Below are 24,801 nucleotides of genomic sequence, written 5' to 3'. Positions count from 1 at the left end.
AAATGGTAGAGAAGCGTATTCAGCCACTTGCCCGCGATGCAATGGCCTATGTTCTGGCCGGCGGCAGGGGGAGCCGTCTCAAGGAACTCACCGACCGACGCGCCAAGCCCGCCGTCTATTTCGGCGGCAAGGCCCGCATCATCGACTTCGCTCTGTCGAACGCGCTGAACTCGGGCATTCGCCGCATCGGCGTCGCGACGCAATACAAGGCGCATTCGCTGATCCGTCACATGCAGCGCGGCTGGAACTTCTTCCGCCCTGAGCGAAACGAAAGCTTCGACATCCTGCCTGCCTCGCAGCGCGTTTCCGAAACGCAGTGGTATGAAGGCACCGCCGACGCCGTTTATCAGAACATCGATATTATCGAGGATTACGGCGTCGAATACATGGTCATTCTCGCCGGCGACCATGTCTACAAGATGGACTATGAATACATGCTGCAGCAGCATGTCGATTCCGGCGCGGACGTGACGATCGGCTGCCTGGAAGTGCCGCGCATGGAAGCAACCGGCTTCGGCGTCATGCATGTCAACGAAAAGGACGAGATCTTCGCCTTCATCGAAAAGCCCGCCGATCCGCCGGGCATTCCGGACAAGCCGGATTTCGCGCTCGCCTCAATGGGCATCTACGTCTTCCACACCAAGTTCTTGCTCGATGCGCTGCGCCGCGACGCCGCCGACCCGAACTCGAGCCGCGATTTTGGCAAGGACATCATTCCCTATATCGTCAAGAACGGGAAGGCGGTCGCCCACCGCTTCGCCAAATCCTGCGTCCGCTCCGATTTCGAACACGAGCCCTACTGGCGCGACGTCGGCACGATCGACGCCTACTGGCAGGCCAATATCGATCTGACGGCCATCGTCCCGGAACTCGATATCTACGACAAGTCCTGGCCGATCTGGACCTATGCCGAGATCACCCCGCCGGCGAAATTCGTCCATGACGACGACGACCGCCGCGGCTCGGCCACCTCCTCCGTCGTCTCGGGCGACTGCATCATCTCGGGCGCCAGCCTCAATAAGAGCCTGCTCTTCACCGGCGTCAGGGCCAATTCCTTTTCCAAACTGGAAGGGGCGGTCATCCTGCCGAACGTGAAGATCGGACGGCGTGCACAGCTCAAGAATGTGGTGATCGACCATGGCGTCGTCATTCCGGAAGGCCTTGTCGTCGGCGAAGACGCCGAGCTCGACGCCAAGCGCTTCCGACGGACGGAAAGCGGCATCTGCCTGATCACGCAACCGATGATCGACAAGCTGGATATCTGACTTATGAAAGTTCTTTCGGTTTCGTCCGAAGTCTTCCCCTTGATCAAGACAGGGGGCCTGGCCGATGTGTCCGGCGCCCTGCCGATTGCTCTGAAAGCCTTCGGGGTCGAGACCAAGACCCTCCTGCCCGGCTACCCCGCCGTCATGAAGGTCATTCGCGACCCCGTCGTCAGGCTCGAATTCCCGGACCTGCTCGGTGAGCGGGCAACCGTGCTCGAGGTTGAACACGAGGGCCTCGATCTCCTCGTCCTCGATGCCCCGGCTTATTACGACCGGCCGGGCGGCCCCTATCTCGATCCGCTCGGCAAGGATTATCCCGACAATTGGCGTCGTTTCGCCGCCCTGTCGCTCGCGGCTTCAGAGATCGCCGCCGGTCTGCTGCCCGGCTGGCGGCCGGATCTCGTCCATACCCATGATTGGCAAGCGGCGCTGACCTCGGTCTACATGCGCTATTATCCGACGCCGGAACTGCCGAGCGTGCTGACGATCCACAACATCGCCTTCCAAGGCCAATTCGGCTCCGACATCTTTCCCGGCCTGCGCCTACCCGACCATGCCTTCGCCGTCGACGGCATCGAATATTACGGCACCGTCGGCTTCCTCAAGGGTGGCCTGCAGACCGCCCATGCGGTCACGACCGTCAGTCCGACCTATGCCGACGAGATCCTGACACCCGAATTCGGCATGGGGCTCGAAGGCGTCATCGCCACCCGCATCGACGATTTGCATGGCATCGTCAACGGCATCGATACCGATGTCTGGAACCCGGCGACCGACCCCGTCGTCCACACCCATTATGGCCCGACGACGCTGAAGAACCGCGAGGAAAACCGCCGCTCGATCGCCGAGTTCTTCCACCTCGACAATGACGATGCGCCGATCTTCTGCGTCATCAGCCGCCTCACCTGGCAGAAGGGCATGGATATCGTCGCCAACGTCGCAGACCAGATCGTCGCCATGGGCGGCAAACTCGTCGTGCTCGGCTCCGGCGAAGCTGCGCTTGAAGGTGCGCTGCTTGCCTCCGCCAGCCGCCATCCCGGCCGCATCGGCGTCTCGATCGGCTATAACGAACCGATGTCGCACCTGATGCAGGCCGGCTGCGACGCGATCATCATCCCGTCGCGCTTCGAACCCTGCGGCCTCACCCAGCTTTACGGCCTGCGGTATGGCTGCGTGCCGATCGTCGCCCGCACCGGCGGATTGAACGACACCGTGATCGACGCCAATCACGCCGCACTTGCGACGAAAGTGGCAACCGGCATACAATTCTCACCCGTGACCGAAACGGGCATGCTACAGGCAATCCGCCGTGCCATGCATTTTTACGCGGACCGAAAACTCTGGACCCAATTGCAAAAGCAAGGCATGAAATCGGATGTCTCCTGGGAGAAGAGCGCCGAACGCTACGCTGCCCTCTATTCAAGCCTCGTCTCGAAAGGCATGTGACCTAAAATGATCAAGTCCGTACCCACCACGCCCTATCTGGACCAGAAACCCGGCACTTCGGGTCTGCGTAAGAAGGTTCCGGTCTTCCAGCAGCCGAACTATGCGGAGAATTTCATCCAGGCCATCTTCGATTCGCTGGAAGGCTATCAGGGCAAGTGCCTCGTCATCGGCGGCGACGGACGTTACTACAATCGCGAGGTCATCCAGAAGGCGATCAAGATGGCCGCCGCCAACGGCTTCGGCAAGGTGATGGTCGGCAAGGGCGGCATTCTGTCGACGCCGGCCGCGTCCCACATTATCCGCAAGTACAAGGCCTTCGGTGGCATCATTCTGTCGGCCAGCCACAATCCCGGCGGCCCGACCGAAGACTTCGGCATCAAATACAATATCAACAATGGCGGCCCGGCGCCGGAAAAGATCACCGACGCGATCTACGCCCGTTCCAAGACGATCGATAGCTACAAGATCGCCGATTTCGCCGACGTCAATCTCGACCGTATCGGCAAGGACGAGCTTCCCGGCGGTATGATCCTCTCGGTCATCGATCCGGTCGAGGACTATGCCGCGCTGATGGAAGAGCTGTTCGATTTCGGCGCCATCCGCAATCTGATCAGCCTCGGTTTCCGCATCGCTTTCGACGGCATGAGCGCCGTCACCGGCCCCTACGCCAAGGAGATCTTCGAAAATCGCCTTGGCGCGCCCCTCGGTTCGGTGCGCAACTTCATGCCGCTGCCGGATTTCGGCGGCCATCATCCCGATCCGAACCCGGTTCACTGCAAGGAACTCTTCGATGAGATGATGGGCGAGGACGCGCCCGATTTCGGAGCCGCGTCCGACGGCGACGGCGACCGCAACCTCATCATCGGCCGCGGCATCTTCGTCACCCCCTCCGACAGCCTGGCGATCCTTGCCGCCAACGCCAATCTCGCCCCCGGCTATTCCGGCGGTCTCGCCGGCATCGCCCGCTCGATGCCGACATCGGGCGCGGCCGACCGCGTCGCTGAAAAACGCGGCATCGGCATGTATGAGACGCCAACCGGCTGGAAGTTCTTCGGCAACCTGCTCGACGCCGGCATGGCGACGATCTGCGGTGAGGAGAGCTCCGGCACCGGCTCCAATCATGTCCGTGAGAAGGACGGCCTCTGGGCCGTGCTGCTGTGGCTGAACATCCTTGCCGTGCGTGGCGAGAGCGTCGCCGACGTCGTCACTCAGCACTGGCAGACCTACGGCCGCAACTATTACTCGCGCCACGACTATGAAGGCCTGGACACCGGCGCGGCGAACGGCCTGATGGACAATCTCCGCAGCCAGCTCTCCACCCTCCCCGGCAAGAGCATCGGCAGCCTGAAGGTCGAGAAGGCAGACGATTTCGCCTATCACGATCCGATCGACAAGTCGGTCAGCGAGCATCAGGGCATCCGCCTGCTCTTCGAGGGCGGCTCCCGTGTCGTCTTCCGCCTGTCGGGCACCGGCACGTCTGGCGCAACCTTGCGCGTCTATATCGAGCGCTACGAGCCGGATTCGACTCGTCACAACATCGAAACGCAGGAAGCGCTCGCAGATCTGATTGCGGCCGCCGAAAGCATTGCCAGCATTCGTGAGCGCACGGGACGCGATGAGCCAACCGTGATCACCTGATCCGGGGGGACCATGCGGGACAGCAATTCGGCGCGGGGCGCGATCGTCTTCGAGACCGGCGTCGAATTTGCGGTGTGGTCGCATCATGCCGCGCAGATCGAACTCTGCCTCTTCGAAGATGACGGCAACAAGGAATTCGCGCGCCTGCCGATGGCCCGCGATGGCAACCACATCCATCGCCTCTTCGTCGACGGCCTCCGGCAAGGCGCCCGCTACGGCTATCGCGCCGACGGCATCTATGCGCCCGACAACGGCCTCTGGTTCGATCCGTCAAAACTGCTGATCGACCCTTACGCCAAGGAGATCGACCGGCCGTTCCGTTACGATCCCCGCCTCGGGCTCTACGGCGAAGACAGCCAGGATCTGATGCCGAAGGCGATCGTCACCACCGACACCCCAGCCACAATCGACAAGCCACTCTTCGAGCCGGGCGGTTTTATCTATGAAGTGGCGGTGCGGCCCTTCACCATCCTTCACCCCGATGTGCCGGAAACCGAACGCGGCACGGTCGCAGCCCTTGCCCATCCCTCCGTTATCGCGCATCTGAAGCGAATCGGGGTCGATGCCATCGAACTGATGCCGATTACCGCCTGGATCGATGAGCGCCATCTGCCGCCGCTCGGCCTCACCAACGGCTGGGGCTACAACCCCGTCGGCCTGATGGCGCTCGATCCGCGGATCGCCCCCGGCGGCATGGCGGAGCTGTGCAACACCGTTGCCGCTCTCCATGCCGAAGGCATCGCCGTCATCCTCGATCTGGTCTTCAATCATACCGGCGAGAGCGACCGCTATGGCACCACGCTGTCGCTGCGCGGCCTCGACAATCTGCATTATTACCGCCACGCCCAAAACAGCCCCGGCGAACTCATAAACGACACCGGCACCGGCAACACGATCGCCTGCGATCATCCCGAGGTCAGGCGCCTCGTCATCGACAGCCTGCGCCATTTTGTCCTCAATGCCGGCGTCGATGGTTTCCGCTTCGATCTCGCCCCGGTGCTGGGCCGCACCGCGACCGGGTTTGAGCGCGACGGAGGAACGCTTGCCGCAATCTTGGCGGACGACGTGCTCGCCGACCGGATCATGATCGCCGAACCCTGGGATATCGGTCCGGGCGGTTACCAGCTCGGCAACTTCCCGCCGCCCTTCCTCGAATGGAACGACAGGGTTCGTGACGATCTGCGCTGTTACTGGCGGGGCGACCAGTGGAAGACCGGCTCGCTCGCGACGGCGCTTGCCGGTTCCTCCGACATCTTCTCCGGCAACGACGGCAAAGAGACGCGCAGCGTCAACTTCCTCGCCGCCCATGACGGCTTCACGCTGATCGACCTCGTCTCCTATGCCGGCAAGCACAATGACGCCAATGGCGAGCACAATCGGGACGGCCACAACGAGAACCATTCCTGGAACAATGGGGTTGAAGGCGAGACCCTCTATCCCACAATTCGCAAGCGCCGGATCAATGACGTGATGGCGCTGATATCGACGCTCTTTGCCACCCGTGGCAGCATCATGCTGACGGCGGGTGACGAAGGCGGCCGCAGCCAGCGCGGCAACAACAACGCCTATTGCCAGGACAACGAAATCACCTGGCTGGACTGGAAGGCGCTGAACGAGGATCTCATCGCGCATACCGCGTTCGTCGCAGGGTTGCGCCGCCGCTTCACAGTTTTCTCCGAAACACGCTTCCTCTCCGGCAACGGCGATGTCGAATGGATCTCGCTCTCCGGCGAACCGATGACCGTTGCCGAATGGGAGACGCCGTCGCTTTCGACGCTCGGCATGCTGCTCGCCACCGGCGACCGCTCCTCGCGCGGCAGAAACACCCGGCTTGCTGTGCTTTTCAATCGCTCGGAGAGCCGCCAGCTCTTTGTGCTTCCGTCGGAAAACGAGCCGGGCTGGAGCCAACTGACGCCGGAGGGAGCGAAGAAGCCCGACGCCAGCGTGACCGTCGAGCCACGCTCCGTCGCCTTTTTCGTAGAAAAATGACCGCCTCCTCACACTCACGCAAATCCTTGTCGCAATCGTCATAAATGCACGATAAGGCTTGGCCCGGCGGCTTTTCTCACGAGGAATTCATGGTCACGGAAATTTCACTCTCCGACGTGCGGGGATTGATCGGCATGGAAACGGGTCTTTCGGATTGGATTACCGTCGACCAGACAATGATCGACGCTTTTGCGGGGGCGACCGACGACCATCAGTTCATTCATGTCGATCCCGGGCGCGCGGCCGCTGAAAGCCCCTTCGGCGGCACCATCGCCCATGGCTTCCTGACGCTGTCCCTGCTGTCGGCGATGAACTACAATTGCCTGCCGAAAGTGCGCGAGCAGACCATGGGCATCAACTACGGCTTCGATCGCGTCCGCTTCATGACGCCGGTCAAGAGCGGCGCCCGCGTGCGCGGCCGTTTTCTGCTCTCCGACGCCCGCTTCCGGGGCGGCGGCATGCTGATGACCACCTACGACGTGACGATCGAGATCGAAAACGAGAAGAAGCCGGCACTGACGGCACGATGGATCACCATCATCCAGTTCGACCCGAAGGACCGGCCGGAAGACGCGTAGGAAAGCGCCGCTATCCTACGCGCCCGGAAACGACTTCGCCGCATCCAGCACGGATGCCGCCCATTGGTACGAAATGGGCGGCACTGTCATTTGCGACCCTGAAAATCTCATCCGGTTAGGCAGCGGGCTTGGAAGCCTCAATGGCCGGCATCTTCCGCCGCCTCGGCCAAGAGCCCGAAGACGTAATCGGAAAACGACCGCCAGCACTCCACCCGGAACGTATCTTCTTCCGTCCGGAAAAGTACGATCTCCGCCTTGCCGAAGACCGTGCGCGAGGCAGCACCGACCGGAAAGGACGACAGCGACAGGTCCTGCGGGCAGCCGGCCGCAAGCGTGGTCTGCGCACCCGGCCCCGAAACGATGACCGCCACGTTGCGGTGGGAGACATCTGTCGCGGAATGCAGCGCGCCGGCGCTGGAACATGCCGCCATCAGATCGCCGCCGGCCTCGTCGATCAACAGCCACTCGTCCGGCCCGATCCAGAGCGCCGAGCGCGCACCGGCGCGGCCGGACGTTTTCGGAGCGATCGGCACAGACAGGCCGAGAGCCAAAGAAAGTGCTTTGAGCGATCCAGCGGGCGCGCGCAGCGCCACGCGGCTCGCGGACGGTGCGACGGACAGGCGCACGGTGGCGGAGCCGCCGAGACGGCCGGCCAGCGCCGGCTTGCGAATTGCGACATCAGCCATGGATGCGGCCTCCTTCCTTGTCAAAGAACACCAGATCCGTCACTTCGACGGCGATCGTCCGGTCCGGCATCGGCACATAAAGCGTCTCGCCCATCCGCGCCCGGCCGCCGGCGACCAGCGCGAAGGCGATCGACCTGCCGCAATTTTCCGACCAATAGGCCGATGTGACATGGCCGAGCATCGTCATCGGCTTCGGCTCATTCGGGCTCGCGACGACCTGCGCGCCTTCTTCGAGCACCAGCTTCGGATCCTTGGTGACGAGGCCGACGAGCTGCTTGCGCCCCTCCTTAACGAGGTCCGGCCGCTGCAGCCCGCGAATGCCGACGAAGTCCTTCTTCTTCTTCGAAACGGCCCAGGCGACGCCCGCGTCGTCAGGGGTCACGGTCCCGTCCGTATCCTGGCCGACGATGATATAGCCCTTCTCGGCGCGAAGAACGTGCATCGTCTCCGTACCGTAGACGCAGGCGCCGAGCGGTTCGGCATTGGCCCAGACCGCTTCGAGCACCGACTGGCCGTAATCGGCCGGCACGTTGATTTCGAAACCGATTTCACCGGTGAAGGAAACGCGGAAGAGCCGCGCTGGTACGCCGCAGACCGTGCACTCGGCGACACTCATATGCGGGAAGGCCTCGTTGGAAAGATCGACGCCTTCGACGAGAGGTTCGACGATCTCGCGCGCCTTCGGCCCTTGTATGGCGATGACTGCCCATTGTTCAGTCACCGAGGTCAGCCATACCTTCAGATCCGGGAATTCCGTCTGCAGGTAATCTTCCATGTGATGGAGAACACGCGGCGCTCCGCCTGTTGTCGTCGTCACATGGAAACGGTCCTCCGCCAGACGACCGACGACGCCGTCGTCATAAACGAAGCCGTCCTCACGCGTCATGATGCCGTAGCGCGCCTTGCCGGGCTTCAGCGTGTCCCAGGCATTGGTGTAGATGAGATTGAGGAATTTCGCCGCATCCGGGCCTACGACCTCGATCTTGCCGAGCGTCGATGCGTCGAAGATACCCGCCGACTCGCGGGCCGTCCGGCACTCGCGCGCAACCGCCTGGTGCATGCTCTCGCCCGAGCGCGGATAGAACCAGGCGCGTTTCCAGTTGCCGACATCCTCGAAAACAGCGCCATGCGCTTCTTCCCAGCCGTGCAGCGGCGTCTTGCGCGTCGGATCGAACAACTTGCCGCGCGAATGGCCGATCAGCGTACCATAGGTCACCGGCGTATAGGGCGCGCGGAAGGTGGTGAGACCGACTCGCGGGATTTCCTTGCCGAGCATTTCGGCGGCGATCGCCAGGCCATGCATATTGGAAAGCTTGCCCTGGTCCGAGGCCATGCCGTTGGTCGTAAACCGCTTGATATGCTCGATCGAGTGCATGCCCTCGCGCACGGCGAGGCGGATATCCTTGGCGCAGACATCGTGCTGGAAATCGATGAAGGCCTTGGCATTCGTCTTTGGGCCGGCGCCTTCGGCAGCACCGATCATCCCGCCGGTCCAGTCATAGGGCTGCTCGGCCGAGATCGTGATCTTGCCGCCGCCGCTCTTGCCAGCGGCCTGCGCCATCAGTTCGCCGGCGGCAAGCGATTCCTCGACCGTCCGCTGCAGGTCGTCGGTGCCGTTGCAGGCGCCGACAGACAGGCAATCCTGCGCATAGGTGCCGGGCAGGAAGCGCTGACTTTCCGCCTCGAAGGCCACCTTGCCGCGCGACTGCGAGAACAGATGCACCGACGGCGTCCAGCCGGCCGAAACCAGAAGCGCATCGACCGCGATCTTGTGCGGCGAACCGCCGCCGTTGCGCGCCACCGTCATCGATGAGATGCGCAGCCGCCCCGCCGTATTGACGACCGACTGGCCGGTGAGCACGTCGATGCCAAGCGCACGCGCCTCCGCCAGTACCGCCGCTCCCGGCGCCTGTCTGCAGTCGACGATGGCGGCGACCGAGACACCGGCCCGCTTGAGATCGAAAGCCGCCTCGTAGGCGGAGTCATGCGCCGTGTAGATGCCGACATTGCTTCCGACGGCAACGCCGTAATGATTGAGGTACATCCGCCCCGCCGAAGCCAGCATGATGCCGGGCCGGTCGTTGTTCGGAAATACCATATGCCGCTCGATCGCGCCGTTGGCGAGGATTACCCGCTTGGCGCGGACCTGCCAGAGCCGCTCGCGCGGCAGATCGCTCGATGGTTTGGCGATATGATCGGTGACGCGTTCGGCAAGGCCGACGAAATTGTGGTTGTAGTAACCGAAGGCGGTCGTGCGGATGAGCACTTCGACATTGTCCATCGCCTTCAACCGCGCCACGGTTTTCTGCGCCCAGGCGTAACCATCCTGTCCGTCGATCCTGACGCCGGCATCGTAGCGCAGCGCACCGCCGGCTTCCGCCTGCTCATCGCAAAGGATCACCTTCGCACCGGTCTGGGCCGCTGCCAGCGCCGCCGAAAGTCCGGCCACACCGGCGCCGACCACCAGCACGTCGCAATGGGCGTAGCGGCTGGCATAATGGTCCGGATCCTCCTCCGTCGGCGCGACGCCGAGGCCGGCAGCGCGACGGATGAACGGCTCGTAGACATGTTTCCAGGCGGAGCGCGGCCACATGAAGGTCTTGTAGTAGAAGCCGGCGGCGAAGAACGGCGACATCAGGTTGTTGACCGCGCCGACGTCATAGGCAAGCGAAGGCCAGCGGTTCTGCGACTGGACGATCATGCCGTCGAAGACTTCCTGCACCGTGGCGCGCACGTTCGGCTGCTTGCGCGCCTTGTCACGGGCGACGTCGATCAGCGCGTTCGGCTCTTCGGCCCCTGCCGAGAGGATGCCGCGGGCCCGGTGATATTTGAACGAACGGCCGACGAGATGAATGCCGTTGGCGATCAGCGCCGAGGCGACAGTATCGCCTTCTAGCGCGGTATAGCTCTGGCCGTCGAAGCTGAAGCGCGCGGTCTTTGCAGGCGTCAGACGCCCCTTGCCGACGATACGATTGGCACCGCTCATTGCGCCTCTCCTTCCACGGCTTCATAGGTCTCGACAGGCCCGTGCTGTTCGGCCTCGGCACCGATCCGCGGCTTCGGCTCGCCTGCCTTGTAGGTCATGATGAACTTGTCGCTCACCGTATCGCGCGCCGCGTTGAAGAAGCGGCCGCAGCCGTGAATATGCCGCCAGCGCTCGAAGATCAGCCCCTTCGGGTTGTCACGCAGAAAGAAATACTCTTCGAATTCCTCATCCGAGATCGAGGCGATATCGGCCGGCCGCGCGATATGCGCGTCACCCGCGCCGCGGAATTCGAGTTCGGAACGCTCTTCCTGACAATAAGGGCAATGGATCAGCAGCATATGAAATTTCCTTCTCCTCCCTTTCTCCCCAGCAGGGAGAAGGTACGTTCAAGGCGGATGAGGGCGTGAATAACCAAAGAAGCGAGCATCTGAGCGAACACGTTCATCATCAGTGCGCCACCGCCGCAGCCGCCGCTTCATCGATCAGCCGGCCGCTGCGGAAGCGTTCCAGCGTCAGGCCGGCATTGAACTTGTGCGCTTCATCGCGGGCGATCAGATGCGCAAAGAGATTGGCCGAGCCCGGCGTCGCCTTGAAGCCGCCGGTGCCCCAGCCGCAATTGACGTAAAGCCCCGGAACCGGCGTCTTCGACTGGATTGCCGAACGATCCGGCGTATTGTCGACGATGCCACCCCATTGCCGCATCATCTTGACGCGCCGGAACATCGGAAAGAGTTCGCAGATGGCGTCGAGCGTATGCGTGATGATCTGCAACCCGCCGGTCTGGGAATAGGAATTATACTGGTCTGTGCCGGCGCCGATGACGAGCTCGCCCTTGTCGGACTGCGAGATATAGGCATGCACCGTGTTCGACATGACGACGCAGGGGAAGATCGGCTTCAGCGGCTCGGAGACCAGCGCCTGCAGCGGGCTCGACTGCAGCGGCACGCGCACATCCGCCATCTTCATGATTGTCGATGTATGGCCCGCGGCCGATACGCCGACCTTTCTGGCGCCGATGAAGCCGCGCGAAGTCTCGACCCCGGTCACCCGTCCGTCCGGACCGCGCCGGATGCCGGTCACTTCGCAGTTCTGGATGATGTGCACGCCTCGGTCTGAGGCTGCCCGCGCATATCCCCAGGCTACAGCATCGTGCCGCGCCGTGCCGCCGCGGCGCTGCAGCGCCGCACCATTGATCGGATAGCGCGCACTGGCAGAGATGTCGAGCGGCGGACAATAGGCCTTCGCCTGCTCCGGCGTCAGCCATTCATTGTCGATGCCGTAAAGCCGGTTGGCGTGGATGTGTCGCTTGAACGACTGCTGGTCGTGAATATTGTGCGAGAGCATCATCACGCCGCGCGGCGAATACATCACATTGTAGTTGAGCTCCTGTGAAAGCCCTTCCCAGAGCTTCATCGAATGCTCGTAAATGTGCATGCTCTCTTCATAGAGATAGTTCGAACGGATAATGGTGGTATTGCGCCCGGTATTGCCGCCGCCGAGCCAACCCTTCTCGATCACCGCCACATTGGTGATGCCGTGCTCCTTGGCAAGATAGTAGGCGGCTCCCAAGCCATGTCCGCCAGCGCCGATGATAACGACATCGTACTCGGCGCGCGGTTCCGGCGAAGTCCACTGCTTCTCCCAACCTCTGTGGCCGCGAAGGGCCTCCCGCGCCACGGCAAAAACCGAATATTTCCGCATCCGCCTTCTTCTCCTTCGGGCAAGGGCTGTTCTCGCGCCCATACAAATCGCAAATCCAAATGCGGCACAACGGCTCTTTTGCGACGTGCGAGAGCTTCGCTTTTGACACTGAACGACATCGTGTCGAAAACTGCGCAGCTTCCGATGCTGTCCGGCGATGACTCTGAAACGAACGTCATCTTGCATGATGCTGCGAAGAACGCCGTTCTCCCGGCGGCAGACTTGCCTAACCCAAGAGGGTGAAAAGACAAGCAGTTAGTATGATGTTAATTTTTCCCCGTTGCCGGGACTGGTGTATCATGGGCATACGGAGGCGGGGTTTATTCCAGGCGCTTTTCATTGCGCTATGCGGCGTCCGGCTGGCAGCTGCCGCCGAGCCGGTCGGCCAGGCTGTGGTTATCAAGACCGAGGTGACGGGACAAGCCGGCCCGATCGAAGTCAACAACAGCGTTCACCGCGACGAGCGTATCAGGACATCGCAATCCGGACTCGGCCAATTCCTGTTTCGCGACGGTACCAAGCTGGCGGTCGGCTGGGGCTCTTCGGTCGTCATCGACAAATATGTCTTCGACGATTCACAATCGGTCAAGAAACTCACCATCAAGGCAGCGAAAGGTACCTTTCGCTGGGTCAGCGGCAATTCCCAATCCTCGGCCTACCAGATTCTGACGCCCGCCGGCACCATCGGCGTGCGCGGCACCGCATTCGATTTCTACGTCGGCCAGGACGGCACCACGGCCGTCGTCTTGCTGAACGGTGCGGCCAGCTTCTGCGGCCCGGGCGGCTGCCGCCAGTTGCAGCAGCGCTGCGATTGCGTCGTCGCCAAGCCGAACGGCGATATGTCGCCGGCCCGCCGAGTCGATCCGAGCGTTCTCGATACACTCGGAAATCCCCGCGCCCTCCCCTTCCTCTCCGGCAACCAGCGGCTTGCGGGCGGCATCGGCATGCTCGGCGGCTGCAATATGGCCTCGGTTGCACCGGAACGAAAAGACAGAGTGCGACCTCCGCCGGCAATTGCGCCAGCTCCGCAAAGACAGGATCCGCCGCAGAGACAGGCCGAGCCACAAAAGGAGCGACCGAGCAAGCCCGATAAGCCCCATCATGACCATGACAGGCCGCATCATGACAAGCCCCATCATGACAAGCCGGATAGACCGGACAAGCATGATGGCCATGGCCGGCATGACAATGACGGCAAGCCCGGAAATCACGGCGAGGATCATCGCGGACACAACCGCGGTGATCATGAACATCACGATCGCGATCACAATCGTGATCATGATGATGACAACGATCGCAACCACGACAGGGGTTGGAATTTCAATCGTGGCCGCTGAGGCCCGTCAGTCTGCAGCGCTCTTTTCGATTCCCTCCGGCACTTCGCGGAAATGACCGGTCCTGCCGGATATGCGCTGGTAGAATTCCGCCAGACCGCCGATCACCTGCACTGCCCTGAGCTTTGCGGTCCCGATAAGCTTACGGCTGTTCCTGGAATGCGATTGCAGGGCCTGCATCAGCTGCCGGTGAACGACCTCGAGCGCGGCGAATTCCTGGGACACCGCCACCCGTTCATCGCCGACGACGGCAAGGATCTGTGTCCGGCTGCTCTTCCCCTTGAGCGGAAGGGCGCCCGCTTCGATCAGCGCCATTCCCTGCACTGAGCGTGCGGTGCGGTCGGAGATAAGAATATCGAAGCCGACTTCCTTGCAGGACGATTCGATGCGGGCCGCGACGTTGACGGCATCTCCGACAGCCGAATAGTTGAAGCGGGTCTTGGCGCCCATATTGCCGACGCAAGCAACGCCGGTATGGATGCCGATGCCGATGCCGACCTCCTGATCGGATCCGAAACCGAAGGCGTCGGCGGCGTTCAGTTCGGCGAGTGTCTCGCGCATGGCGAGCGCCGCGCGAACCGCCTTGATTTCGTGATCCGCAACATCGACCGGCGCATTCCAGAATGCCATGATCGAATCGCCGATAAACTTGTCGAGAGTACCTTCGTTGGCCACGACATGACGGCTCAGCGCGTCGAGCAATGTATTCAGGAAGGCAACGACATCCGTCGGTGCCAGCCTTTCGCTGATCTCGGTGAAGTTCCTGACGTCGACGAACATTACCGTCAGCTCCCGGTCATCCCCACCGAGGCGCAAGGCATCGCGGTTATGTTCGATGCGATGGAGCAGTGACGGAGAAAGATAATGTCCGAAGGCGCGCCGCACCTCGCGCCTTTCCCGGTCGATCACCAGAATGCGGAACGAGGTTGCGGCAAAATGGGTGATCGATCCGCTGACGATCGGAGCCAGCGGATCGAGAAGAAGCCCCGCATAAAGAAAGGAGAGCCAGGAGGCCACGAGCGCCATTGCGGTAATAAGCAGGCCGCAGACCAGTGCGACGGCGGGACTGACGAAAGTCGTCACCACGACGAGCAGGCAGCCGAGCACCGCGATCGTGAGGATTTCCAGGCCGTCCGCCCAATCGGGCCGCGACAGGAAGCGGCCGGAGAGAATCTGTTCGACGGCCTGCGCATGCATCGAAACCCCGGGAACATTCTCGCCGAGCGCCGTGACGCGGATGTCCTGCAGGCCTGCCGCCGAGGTGCCGATGAAGATGATGCTGCCGTCAATGGCGGCAGCGACCTCGGGAGAGGCGCCTCCGGCGGCGAGCACCTGGCGGGCGGAGATATAGCGCTCGGCTCGGTCGGGGCTGACATAGAGCCAGAATTCGCCCGCCGCCGTTAGCGGCACGACGAAATCGCCGATCTTTGCCGATGTCATCACGCCGGCCCGATCGGGCGCGCCGGCCACTACATAAGTCGATACACCCTGCGCGACGCGCAACGCCTCGACGGCGAGATTGGGATAGAGCTGCACGCCGTCGGTCAGGAACAACGGCACCGCCCGCACCACCGGCGAAGGATTGCCGGGATTGAGGCTGATATGGCCGAGCCCTGCCGCGTTGGCTTCCAATTGCGGCCTGAGCGGCGTCGATGCGGCAAGGTAGGGCGGAGCCGAGACGGGGCTTTCCCCGGTGAAAGCAAAGCCCGCCTTGACAGGCGGCCGGTAACTGCCCTCGTTGGAAAGCCCGAAGCCGAGCACGACGGGTTTGCCGGAGATCGAGCGGGCAAATATCTCGTCATTGTCGGGGAGCTTCTCGGCCAGGGACGGGTCAACCCCCGCGACCTCGCGCACGACGTTGCGCGGCGACAGCCTGTCCGGCTCTGAAAAGAGGACGTCGAAGGCGATGGCCGCAGCGCCCATGTCGGAGAGCCGGTCCACCAGCATGGCCAACCGGTCCCGTGGCCACGGCCATTGACCGAACTCGCGCAGCGACGCCTCGTCGATGTCGATCACATGGACCGGCATGGGCTCGAATGTTCTCGGAAGCAGGCGCTGGTACTCGTCGAAAGTCACGCCACGGATCAGCTTGAAGATTGCGGGATCGTCTGCCCGCAGCATCGTCAGGGCCGCCACGATCACCAGGCCGATAACGACACCGATCTGCTGCACGCGCGTCATCATCTCAACCGGTGTCCCTCCCACGGCCGATCGAGCGGCCCGCGCCTGTCGGCCGACACGCTACGCCGCTTTCTGTCCGAACGCCATTCGCCCATGCGCTCCCGACGCTTCTTTTCGCTTTCCAGCCTTCCGCTTCCCGCCGGTCGGCGCAACAGTGTCTGCAAATTCGACGACGCTGTCGTTCCGCCATGCTTTTGCTTGGACGGCTCGGCTTCGAGCTTGCCGGGGGCGCGGCGAAATGTTCTTGTAACGGCCGAAGCGCGAATGCTTTTATGTCGAAGAGTGAGGGGCTCCCGTGATTTCCGAAACCGCCGTGCGCCGCAGCGGCTATTGGCTGATCGTCGTCGTGCTGGCGATGCTTGCAGGACTGCCGCTTGCCGTCTGGCTCGACATCAGCGATCTCTCCGGAAACACCCTCAGACGCCAGGCGCGCGATATGAGCTCGCTAATATCGAGCATCCGCTCCTACTATTCCGCCAATGTCGTCGGACGCGTTCTGGCCGCGCACGCCAGCGGCGCGACCGCAGGCACGGTCGTTTCCCACAACTACGCCAATATCCCAGGCGCCATCCCGCTGCCGGCAACACTTTCGCTGGAACTCGGCGACGTCATAAAGGAGCAGCAGGCCAACATCACATACCGCTTCGTCTCCGATCTGCCGTTCAAGAGCCGCGCTTCCCACGAGCTCGACGATTTCGAGAAACGAGCGCTTGCCGCGTTGCGCGCCAATCCGCAGCAGACGTTGAGCGACCTCACCCGCGTCGGATTGACCGATACCCTACGGCTCATTACGCCCGTCGTCATGAGCCAGGCCTGCGTTGCCTGTCACAACAGCCACCCGGAAAGCCCGAAGACCGATTGGAAGGTCGGCGATGTGCGCGGCATTCAGGAAGTGGTGATCAAGCAACCCTATGCAAGCAACGTTTTCGCCTTCAAATATCTGCTCTGTTATTTTCTTTTTGTCGCCGTCATCGGCCTCAGCTTCATTCTGCTGCAGCGCCAGCAGGCCCGCGCGATCCATGGCGCCAACCGGGATCTCGAAGCGGCGAACGAATTCCTGGCGAGCGTTTCGCTGAAGATTTCACGCTATCTGTCGCCGCAGATCTACAAAAGCATCTTCAGCGGACAGAAAGACGTCGTCGTCCATACCGAGCGCAAGCGCCTGACGATTTTCTTCTCCGACATCAAGGATTTCACCGCGACCACCGAGCGGCTGCAGCCCGAAGCGCTGACGGAGATGCTCAACGAATATCTCACCGAAATGTCGAACATTGCCCTCGCCCATGGCGGCACGGTGGACAAGTTCATCGGCGATGCCATGCTGGTCTTCTTCGGCGACCCGGAAACGAAGGGTCCGGAGGAGGATGCGAAAGCCTGCCTGCGCATGGCCGTCGACATGCAGCGCCGCCTCGGCGAACTCAAGGACAGATGGCGCAGAAACGGCACCGAGGAGCCTTTCGTCGTGCGCATGGGCATCAACAGCGGTTATTGCAACGTCGGCAATTTTGGCAGCAACGATCGCATGGACTATACGATCATCGGCGCGGAGGCCAATCTCGCAGCCAGGCTGCAGTCGATCGCCCAGGGCGGAGAAATCGTCATCAGCTACGAAACCTATGCGCTGGTGAACGAGATTGTCGATGCCCATCCCTTGCCGCCGATCACCATGAAGGGCATCCAGCGCGAGGTCGTGCCCTATGCCGTCGATGGACTGACGCTCGGCGCCGAACACAAAAGCCGGGTTCTCAGCGAACATCTCTCGGGTCTCGACCTGCATCTGGATATGAGCCGGCTGGAGCCTGCCGATCGACTCCGGGTCAGGACGGCGCTCAAGGAGGCAATCGCCGCCCTGGACGAGGCCCCGCCGGAAGCGGCTCGCTTGAGACAGGATGCCGGGCAGATGTGATTTTTCCACCTGCCGCCGATATCCATCTGGACTTCCCCTACTCGATCTGCTATCCCGCATCACCAATCGCAAGGCCGCGGCCGCGCGAACGTTATATTTTTGCCCCTGGCGCTGCGCTGCCTCAGGCATCAACCAAACCAAAGGAACGTGATTCTCGTGCAGGTACTTGTCCGCGATAACAATGTCGATCAGGCTCTCCGCGCTCTCAAGAAGAAGATGCAGCGCGAAGGCATTTTCCGCGAAATGAAGATGCGCGACTACTACGAGAAGCCGTCGCAGAAGCGCGCTCGCGAAAAGGCCGAGGCTGTTCGCCGTGTTCGCAAGCTGGCCCGCAAGCGCGCCCAGCGCGAAGGCCTGGTCGCACGCTAAGCGTTGCCGTCGTTTTTTCGACGTTTTCAGATGCATTGTGGCGGGGGCGATGGGTTCGCCGCCGCCTTTTTAGTTTGCCGCTGAAGATCGCGTATCCAGATATCGGATATGCCGCATGGGGAAAGCGAGCCCGAATGGCTGATACCACCTTCAATCCGTCCCGCGCTTGGCGCTTTCAGAAAACCGCATTCCTGCCGGCCTTGACGCTGGCGGCCATGGTTGGCCTCGCCGGCTGCGAGACGACCAACACGACGGATGCCGTAATCCGCATCGACAAGGCGCAGGGCTCGGAAGAAAACATCGCGTCGCTGACGGCCGTTATCAACGCCAATCCGAGGGATCCCGAAGGGTATAATGTCCGCGGTTCAGCCTATGGCCGCGGCGGCCAGTTCCGTCAGGCGCTAAATGATTTCAACACTGCATTGCAGATCAACCCGCGCTTCTTCCAGGCCTATGCCAACCGCGCGCTCGTCTATCGCAACATGGGCCAGCAGCAGCAGGCGATTGCCGACTACAATGCCGCCCTGCAGATCAATCCGAGCTACGACGTCGCCTATATCGGCCGCGGCAATGTCTATCGCATAGCCGGACAGGACGATGCAGCTTTCAACGATTTCAGCAAGGCGATCCAGCTCGGCACGACCGATGGCCGCGCCTATCACAATCGTGGCCTGATCTACCAGAAGCGCAATCAGCAGGATAAGGCAATCGACGATTTCTCGAAGGCCATCTCGCTCGCGCCGAATTCGCCCGAGCCCTATAATGGCCGCGGCATCTCCTATATTGCGCTGAATGACGACGACAACGCGTTTGCCGATTTCAATCACGCGATCGATCTCAACGGCAACATCGCCGAATCCTGGGCCAACCAGGCTCTTGTCTACGAACGCCGCGGCGACAAGGCAAAAGCTGCCCGCTCCTATCGCCATGCGGTCGGACTTGACCCGAAATACCAGCCGGCCCGCGATGGTCTCGCCCGAGTCGGCGCTCCAGCCGGCTAAGGATGTGAATTGGGGCGGCCGGAACATCGGATCCCCCCAGAACCTTGGCGTTGCAGGAAAATAAATCTCCGGCAGAACCGCTTTATCGATGACCGGCCCGGTGCGCGTGCAGCAACGGGTGGCCAGAGTAAGCCGTCATGAAGGCGCCGCATCGCTTTGAAAAGAGAGACGGAAAAACCGCCGCCGGCTTCGATGGCATGTCATAGTATGTTGCAACCTGCTTTTGCTCCCCCTAACATGTGGCTGCTTCGATAGCCCGCTATCGGGGTGTGCGAAAACACGTTGAGGGCGGTTTGCGAGAGATGCGGATCTTTGCTTTCCTGACCGCAGACGAAACTGTTGCGGACAGCGCGCACAGCAGCGCCGCGCGTCCTTCAAGACGCACAAGGGACGCGGCAATACCGGGACTTGTGGCGGCGGCGCGCAATAAATGAAGATCGTCGCACTGTTTTTTCCCAAAGCTTCGATCGGCACCTATCTGGTTGCCATGGCGGTGGCGATCGCGCTGCCGATCTTCGCCTTCGTGGCGCTGCTTCTGCTGCAGTTGGAGGACAACCAGCGCTCGACGCTGAAGCGCGAGACGGCGCAGGACGCGCTTGCCCTTTCGCGCATCATCGATCGCCAGCTTCAGGACATGGCGACGACGCTGCGGCTGCTTTCGAGCTCTCCTGAACTTGAAAACGGCGATCTCGCCTCCTTCCACGAGCGCACGGAAACGGCTCTGCGGAACAATGCGCTCTATGTCCTTGCCGTCGACCGCAATGGCCAGCAACTGCTGAACACGCGCCGGCCTTTCGGCACGCCGCTCGAAAAGACGGCAAACATCGCCGCGCTCGATGCCGCAATGAAATCCGGCCAAATCGAGGCGTCCGATGTTTTTCACGGCAGAACCAGCGGCGAGTGGGTCTACAACGTCACTTTGCCAAGGCAGGGCGATCCTGTCGCCGCCCTCATCATCACCCAGGACGCCAGGGATCTCGGCCGGCTGGTGACGACCCAAGGTCTTGCCCCCGGTTGGTCGGCCGCCGTCATCGATCAAAGCGGCCACGTGGTTGTTGCCGCCGGTCCCGCCGCCCTCAAGCCTGGCACCCCCTTCGATCCGCGCATCCTGCCGGCGCTTAGCTTTTCCCGGGGTGTTTTCGAAGACAAGGCGATCCTGCCGCACATGCTCCTCGGTTACGCACAGATTCCTGGCTGGTCGTGGAAGACGGTGATCTGGGGGCCGGTGGCGCAGGCGTCGATTCTCAGCACCTGGCGTTTCCTCATCATCGGCGGCGTCGCACTCGTGCTCGTCGCGATCCTGGCCGCCTATGCTGTCGCCAGGCAAGTCCGCACCACCATCCGCGAGATTGCCGACATGGCGAACCGCATGGGCGAAGGCCACATCGTCTCGCCCGTTGAAACGAGCGTCATCGAGGCGAACCAGGTGGCGATCGCTCTTTCGAACGCCTCATTCGATCGCAGCCAGACCGAGGACCGGTTGCGCTTCGTCATGCATGAACTCGTCCACCGCACCAAGAACCTTCTCACGCTTGCTCAGGCCATGATGCGCCAGCTTGCCAAACAGGCCGAAAGCGTCGAAACCTTTCAAGCCGCTGTCGCCGACCGCCTGGAGGGGCTGGCGCGTTCGATCGAGCTCCTGACCAGCGAGCAATGGGGAGGCGTGTCGCTAAGGCGCGTTATCGACATCCACCTCCAGGCCTTCCCGCATGCGCGCGAACAGATCGAGGTCAGCGGTGAAGATTTCGTGCTGAAGCCGGATGCAGTGCAGAATCTTGGCCTTGCCCTGCATGAGCTCGCCACCAATTCGGTCAAATATGGCGCGCTTTCCGTCCCGCAGGGCCGCGTCCGCTTCGACTGGCACGATGTCGGGGATCAAGACAAGCCGGATGCCCTGCTCCGCTTCACCTGGGAGGAGCGCGGCGGCCCGCCGGTCACAGAGCCGTCGCGCTCGGGTTTCGGCACGACCGTCATCAAGGCGCACGCCGCCTCGGCCTTCCGCGGTACGGTAGAGATCGATTTCCGGCCAGAAGGCCTGTTATGGGTTCTGACAGCTCAGCGCTCCACGCTGGAGCGGGAATAACTCAGGAACAATCGCAACCTCAACCCGTTTCGAACAGGTCGTTCACAAGGAGACGGACCATGTTCAAGCAAACGATGACGGCCGCCGTGGCTCTGACGACGGCCGCCTGGGCAAGCCCGGCGAGCGCAGAAAATTATGTGACGCTTGGCCGCCTGGTCTGCGGATCGGATGGCGGTCAGGGTCTGATCGTCACCTCACAGAAGAACCTCATCTGCACCTACACGCCGGCAGCCGGCGGCGCCAAGGCAGTCTATGCCGGTAAAATCGAGAAGTTCGGCCTCGATATCGGCCAGACGGGCAAGAGCGTGATGATCTGGCAGGTCCTGGCAAAGACCGGCACCGACATGCCACAATTCGCCCTTGCCGGCGAATATTACGGTGTCGGCGCTGATGCGAGCATTGGCGCCGGCGCCGGCGCCAAAGTGATCGCCGGCGGCACCAACAAAGCTTTCATGCTGCAGCCGCTGAATGTCCAGGCCCAGGAAGGGCTGAACCTGGCGATCGGCGTAGAGAAGATGACGCTGGTGCCGGGCGAGATATGAGAAAGCCGCCCCAAAAGGGCGGTTCATCAGCTCAATGCGCGATCGCCTTGTTGATATCCTCGGTCATTTTCTTGGCGTCGCCGAGCAGCATCATCGTGCCGTCCTTGTAGAACAGGGTGTTGTCGATGCCGGCATAACCCGAACCGAGCGAGCGCTTGACGAACAGGCAGGTTTTGGCCCGATCGACGTCGAGGATCGGCATGCCGTAGATCGGCGAGGTCTTGTCGTCACGCGCTGCCGGATTGGTGACGTCATTGGCGCCGATGACATAGGCGACGTCGGCCTGGGCAAATTCCGAATTGATATCCTCGAGCTCGAAGACCTCGTCATAGGGAACATTGGCTTCGGCCAGCAGCACGTTCATATGGCCGGGCATGCGGCCGGCGACCGGGTGGATAGCATATTTCACCTCGACGCCGTTCTTCTTCAGATTGTCGGCAAGTTCGCGCAGCGCATGCTGGGCCTGGGCGACCGCCATGCCGTATCCCGGCACGATGATGACCTTCGAGGCATTCGCCATCAGATAGGCTGCATCCTCAGCCGAGCCGAGCTTGACGGTCTTGTCTGACGTATCGGCCCCACTCGACGCCGTCTCGCCACCGAAGCCGCCGAGAATGACGGAAATGAAGGAGCGGTTCATCCCTTTGCACATGATGTAGGACAGGATGGCGCCTGAGGAACCGACGAGCGCGCCGGTGATGATCAGCGCCAGATTGCCGAGCGTGAAGCCGATGCCGGCCGCAGCCCAGCCTGAATAGGAATTGAGCATCGAGACGACGACGGGCATGTCGGCCCCGCCGATCGGCACGATCAGCAGGACACCGAGCGCCAGCGACAGTGCCACGACCGCCCAGAAGTCGAAGTGGCTTTCGGTCGCGGCAAGGCCGATGATGAAGAGCACGATCAGCGCCAGCAGGGTTGCATTGATCAGGTGCCGGTAGGGCAGCAGGATCGGCTTACCGGACATGCGCCCGTCGAGCTTCAGGAAGGCGATGATCGAGCCGGTGAAAGTCAGCGCCCCAATCGCGACGCCCAGCGCCATCTCGATGCGCGCCTCGGTGTGGATATGGCCGATATCGCCGATGCCGAAGGAGGCGGGCGTATAAAGCGCGGAGGCGGCGACCAGCACGGCGGCAAGGCCGACCAGCGAATGGAAACCGGCAACGAGCTGCGGCATCGAGGTCATGGCGATGGTGCGGGCGACATAGGCGCCGACGCTGCCGCCGATGGCAAGGCCGAGGACGATCAGCACGAAGCCGGCGAAATTGGGCATCGCCAACACCAGCGTCGTCAGGATGGCGATCCCCATGCCGATCATGCCGTAGAGATTGCCCTTGCGGCTGGTGGCCGGGTGCGACAGGCCGCGCAGCGCCAGAATGAAGAGGACGCCGGAAACGAGGTAGAGGAAGGCTGCGATATTGGTCATCGGTCCCTCACCTGTCTTTCTTGCGGTACATCGAAAGCATGCGCTGCGTGACCAGGAAGCCGCCGAAGATGTTGACCGAAACCAGCACCAGGGCGACGAAGCCGAAGCCGGTCGCAAGTCCGCTTGTGGAGATGCCGACCGCCAGCAGCGCGCCGACGACGATGACCGAGGAGATCGCGTTAGTCACCGCCATCAGCGGCGTATGCAGCGCCGGCGTCACCGACCAGACGACGTAATAGCCGACGAAAATCGACAAGACGAAGATCGCCAGCTGAAAGACGAAGGGATCAATTGCCCCGCCCGTTGCCGCACTTGCCGCTTCCGGGGCATGCGCGGCTGCAGTGGCGACGGCCGTCACGGCGTCGTTTAACTGCTGCAGGGCTCTGTCCATTGCTTCGCTGGCCATCATATGTCTCCCTTCTTCGCACCGCCGAAGGCGGGATGAACCACGTCGCCGGCATAGGTCAGCATCGTTGCCTTGACGAGCTCGTCGTCGAGGTTGACGACGACCGCCTTCGTTTCCTTGTTGACCATCGTCTCGAGGAAGGTGACGAGGTTCTTGGCGTAAAGCGCCGAGGCGCTGGCCGCGACCCGGCCCGGCATATTCGCAAAGCCGATCACGCTGACGCCGTCGACGTCGGCGACCTCGCCGGCGACGACACCCTCGATATTGCCGCCGCGCTCGACCGCGAGGTCGACGGCGACCGCACCTGGCTTCATAGAGGAAAGCATGGCGCGCGAGACGAGCCGCGGCGCCGGCCGGCCGGGAATGAGAGCCGTGGTGATGACGATATCCTGCTTGGCGATATGTTCGGCGACGAGCGCCGCCTGCTTCGCCTGATAGTCTGCCGACATTTCCTTGGCATAACCGCCGGCCGTTTCCGCTGCCTTGAACTCCTCATCCTCGACAGCAATGAATTTGGCGCCGAGCGAGGCAACCTGCTCCTTGGCGGCCGGGCGCACGTCGGTGGCCGAGACCGCAGCACCGAGGCGGCGCGCCGTCGCAATCGCCTGGAGGCCGGCAACGCCGGCGCCCATGACGAAGACCTTGGCGGCCGGCACCGTGCCTGCCGCCGTCATCATCATCGGCATGGCGCGATCATAGACCGCCGCGGCCTCGATGACGGCCTGGTAGCCGGCGAGATTGGCCTGAGAGGAGAGCACGTCCATCGACTGGGCGCGGGTGATGCGCGGCATCAGCTCCATGGCGAAAGCCGAAAGCCCGGCGCTCGCGAGTGCCGCAATCGCCTCCTCATTGCCGTAGGGGTCCATGATCGCGATGACGACGGCGCCGCTCTTATAACCCGCGATTTCCGATGGGCTCGGGCGGCGCACCTTCAGCACCACGTCGGCCGAGGCGGCATCGGCAAAACTGCCGATTCTCGCGCCGACGGCCTCGAACTCGGCGTCCGGAATGCGCGAAGCCGTACCGGCGCCGGCTTCGACGACGACATCGAAGCCGAAACTTTTCATCTTCTTCACGGTCTCGGCGGAAGCCGCGACTCGCGTCTCTCCGTCCGTGACTTCCTTTGCAACGAAAACAATATTGCCCAACTGCCCCCTCCTCCGGGTCAGCCAGACCGCCGCAGGCTCGCCTGCGCAGGCCAAGCACCTAGAGCAATTCCAGGAAAGTGCGAATCGGTTTTCCGTCCGGAATTGCGTAAATCCAA

General features: G+C 62.3%; 19 protein-coding genes. 11 read left to right on the top strand and 8 right to left on the bottom strand.

Annotated features, from left to right (window positions below; all coding sequences use genetic code 11):
* Positions 1-2 precede the first annotated feature (2 nt).
* The 5 genes from glgC to HJC04_RS12980 all read left to right on the top strand — a co-directional run bounded on the left by glgC (position 3) and on the right by HJC04_RS12980 (position 6,916).
* Positions 3-1,265 carry a glucose-1-phosphate adenylyltransferase gene (glgC, locus tag HJC04_RS13000; RefSeq protein WP_221146397.1) on the top strand — a complete coding sequence of 421 codons (1,263 nt, stop codon included), beginning with the start codon at positions 3-5 and terminating at the stop codon, positions 1,263-1,265.
* Between the two features lie 3 nt (positions 1,266-1,268).
* Positions 1,269-2,711, top strand: coding sequence for a glycogen synthase GlgA (glgA, locus tag HJC04_RS12995; RefSeq protein WP_210629829.1), 1,443 nt, complete (start codon positions 1,269-1,271; stop codon positions 2,709-2,711).
* A gap of 6 nt (positions 2,712-2,717) precedes the next feature.
* Entirely contained in the window at positions 2,718-4,349 is a 1,632-nt protein-coding gene (locus HJC04_RS12990; protein ID WP_210629828.1) for an alpha-D-glucose phosphate-specific phosphoglucomutase, read from the top strand.
* A 12-nt stretch (positions 4,350-4,361) separates the two neighbouring features.
* On the top strand, positions 4,362-6,338 hold the full coding sequence (gene glgX, locus HJC04_RS12985) for a glycogen debranching protein GlgX (protein WP_221146396.1): 1,977 nt from the start codon (positions 4,362-4,364) through the stop codon (positions 6,336-6,338).
* Positions 6,339-6,427: 89 nt separating this feature from the next.
* Positions 6,428-6,916, top strand: coding sequence for a MaoC family dehydratase (locus HJC04_RS12980; protein ID WP_210629826.1), 489 nt, complete (start codon positions 6,428-6,430; stop codon positions 6,914-6,916).
* 137 nt (positions 6,917-7,053) lie between these two features.
* Here HJC04_RS12980 and HJC04_RS12975 read toward each other — a convergent pair whose 3' ends face one another.
* The 4 genes from HJC04_RS12975 to HJC04_RS12960 all read right to left on the bottom strand — a co-directional run bounded on the left by HJC04_RS12975 (position 7,054) and on the right by HJC04_RS12960 (position 12,289).
* Positions 7,054-7,602 carry a sarcosine oxidase subunit gamma gene (locus HJC04_RS12975; RefSeq protein ID WP_221146395.1) on the bottom strand — a complete coding sequence of 183 codons (549 nt, stop codon included), beginning with the start codon at positions 7,600-7,602 and terminating at the stop codon, positions 7,054-7,056.
* Complete coding sequence (locus tag HJC04_RS12970) at positions 7,595-10,588, bottom strand: sarcosine oxidase subunit alpha (RefSeq protein WP_221146394.1); 2,994 nt, start codon at positions 10,586-10,588, stop codon at positions 7,595-7,597. The genes HJC04_RS12975 and HJC04_RS12970 overlap by 8 nt, the downstream gene beginning before the upstream one ends.
* Positions 10,585-10,926 (bottom strand): sarcosine oxidase subunit delta, encoded by a 342-nt coding sequence (locus HJC04_RS12965; protein ID WP_210629823.1) that lies wholly within the window; start codon positions 10,924-10,926, stop codon positions 10,585-10,587. Before HJC04_RS12965 ends, HJC04_RS12970 begins: the two co-directional genes overlap by 4 nt.
* A gap of 109 nt (positions 10,927-11,035) precedes the next feature.
* Positions 11,036-12,289: a sarcosine oxidase subunit beta family protein gene (locus HJC04_RS12960; protein ID WP_011426818.1), complete on the bottom strand. Its 1,254-nt coding sequence runs from the start codon at positions 12,287-12,289 to the stop codon at positions 11,036-11,038.
* A gap of 299 nt (positions 12,290-12,588) precedes the next feature.
* Between HJC04_RS12960 and HJC04_RS12955 the strand changes: the two genes are divergently transcribed.
* Positions 12,589-13,626, top strand: coding sequence for a FecR domain-containing protein (locus tag HJC04_RS12955; protein WP_259668860.1), 1,038 nt, complete (start codon positions 12,589-12,591; stop codon positions 13,624-13,626).
* Between the two features lie 6 nt (positions 13,627-13,632).
* Here HJC04_RS12955 and HJC04_RS12950 read toward each other — a convergent pair whose 3' ends face one another.
* A complete protein-coding gene (locus HJC04_RS12950) occupies positions 13,633-15,804 on the bottom strand; it encodes a CHASE2 domain-containing protein (protein WP_221146499.1) in 2,172 nt (723 codons plus the stop codon).
* A 355-nt stretch (positions 15,805-16,159) separates the two neighbouring features.
* Between HJC04_RS12950 and HJC04_RS12945 the strand changes: the two genes are divergently transcribed.
* From HJC04_RS12945 to HJC04_RS12925, 5 genes are all read left to right on the top strand, one after another.
* On the top strand, positions 16,160-17,710 hold the full coding sequence (locus HJC04_RS12945; protein ID WP_247241746.1) for an adenylate/guanylate cyclase domain-containing protein: 1,551 nt from the start codon (positions 16,160-16,162) through the stop codon (positions 17,708-17,710).
* Positions 17,711-17,866: 156 nt separating this feature from the next.
* The gene (gene rpsU, locus HJC04_RS12940) at positions 17,867-18,079 is read left to right on the top strand and encodes a 30S ribosomal protein S21 (protein ID WP_003585885.1); all 213 of its coding nucleotides are present in this window, start codon (positions 17,867-17,869) and stop codon (positions 18,077-18,079) included.
* Between the two features lie 134 nt (positions 18,080-18,213).
* Positions 18,214-19,080 (top strand): tetratricopeptide repeat protein, encoded by an 867-nt coding sequence (locus HJC04_RS12935; RefSeq protein WP_210629821.1) that lies wholly within the window; start codon positions 18,214-18,216, stop codon positions 19,078-19,080.
* 430 nt (positions 19,081-19,510) lie between these two features.
* Complete coding sequence (locus HJC04_RS12930) at positions 19,511-21,163, top strand: sensor histidine kinase (protein ID WP_221146393.1); 1,653 nt, start codon at positions 19,511-19,513, stop codon at positions 21,161-21,163.
* 59 nt (positions 21,164-21,222) lie between these two features.
* Positions 21,223-21,705 (top strand): DUF992 domain-containing protein, encoded by a 483-nt coding sequence (locus tag HJC04_RS12925; protein WP_221146392.1) that lies wholly within the window; start codon positions 21,223-21,225, stop codon positions 21,703-21,705.
* 31 nt (positions 21,706-21,736) lie between these two features.
* On the opposite strand, the gene HJC04_RS12920 is transcribed toward HJC04_RS12925, so the two are convergent.
* From HJC04_RS12920 to HJC04_RS12910, 3 genes are read right to left on the bottom strand one after another with little or no spacing between them, the layout of a single operon-like run.
* Positions 21,737-23,131, bottom strand: a complete 1,395-nt coding sequence (locus HJC04_RS12920; protein ID WP_210629818.1) for an NAD(P)(+) transhydrogenase (Re/Si-specific) subunit beta — start codon at positions 23,129-23,131, stop codon at positions 21,737-21,739.
* 7 nt (positions 23,132-23,138) lie between these two features.
* Entirely contained in the window at positions 23,139-23,537 is a 399-nt protein-coding gene (locus HJC04_RS12915; RefSeq protein WP_003582338.1) for a proton-translocating transhydrogenase family protein, read from the bottom strand.
* Positions 23,537-24,685 (bottom strand): Re/Si-specific NAD(P)(+) transhydrogenase subunit alpha, encoded by a 1,149-nt coding sequence (locus tag HJC04_RS12910; RefSeq protein WP_221146391.1) that lies wholly within the window; start codon positions 24,683-24,685, stop codon positions 23,537-23,539. The genes HJC04_RS12915 and HJC04_RS12910 overlap by 1 nt, the downstream gene beginning before the upstream one ends.
* Positions 24,686-24,801 lie beyond the last annotated feature (116 nt).

Origin of the sequence: Rhizobium sp. NLR8a (genome assembly GCF_019685235.1) — a bacterium.
GTDB lineage: Bacteria > Pseudomonadota > Alphaproteobacteria > Rhizobiales > Rhizobiaceae > Rhizobium.
The sequence above is the reverse complement of the archived record's forward strand: the minus strand, read 5'-3'. Positions and strand labels throughout refer to the sequence as shown.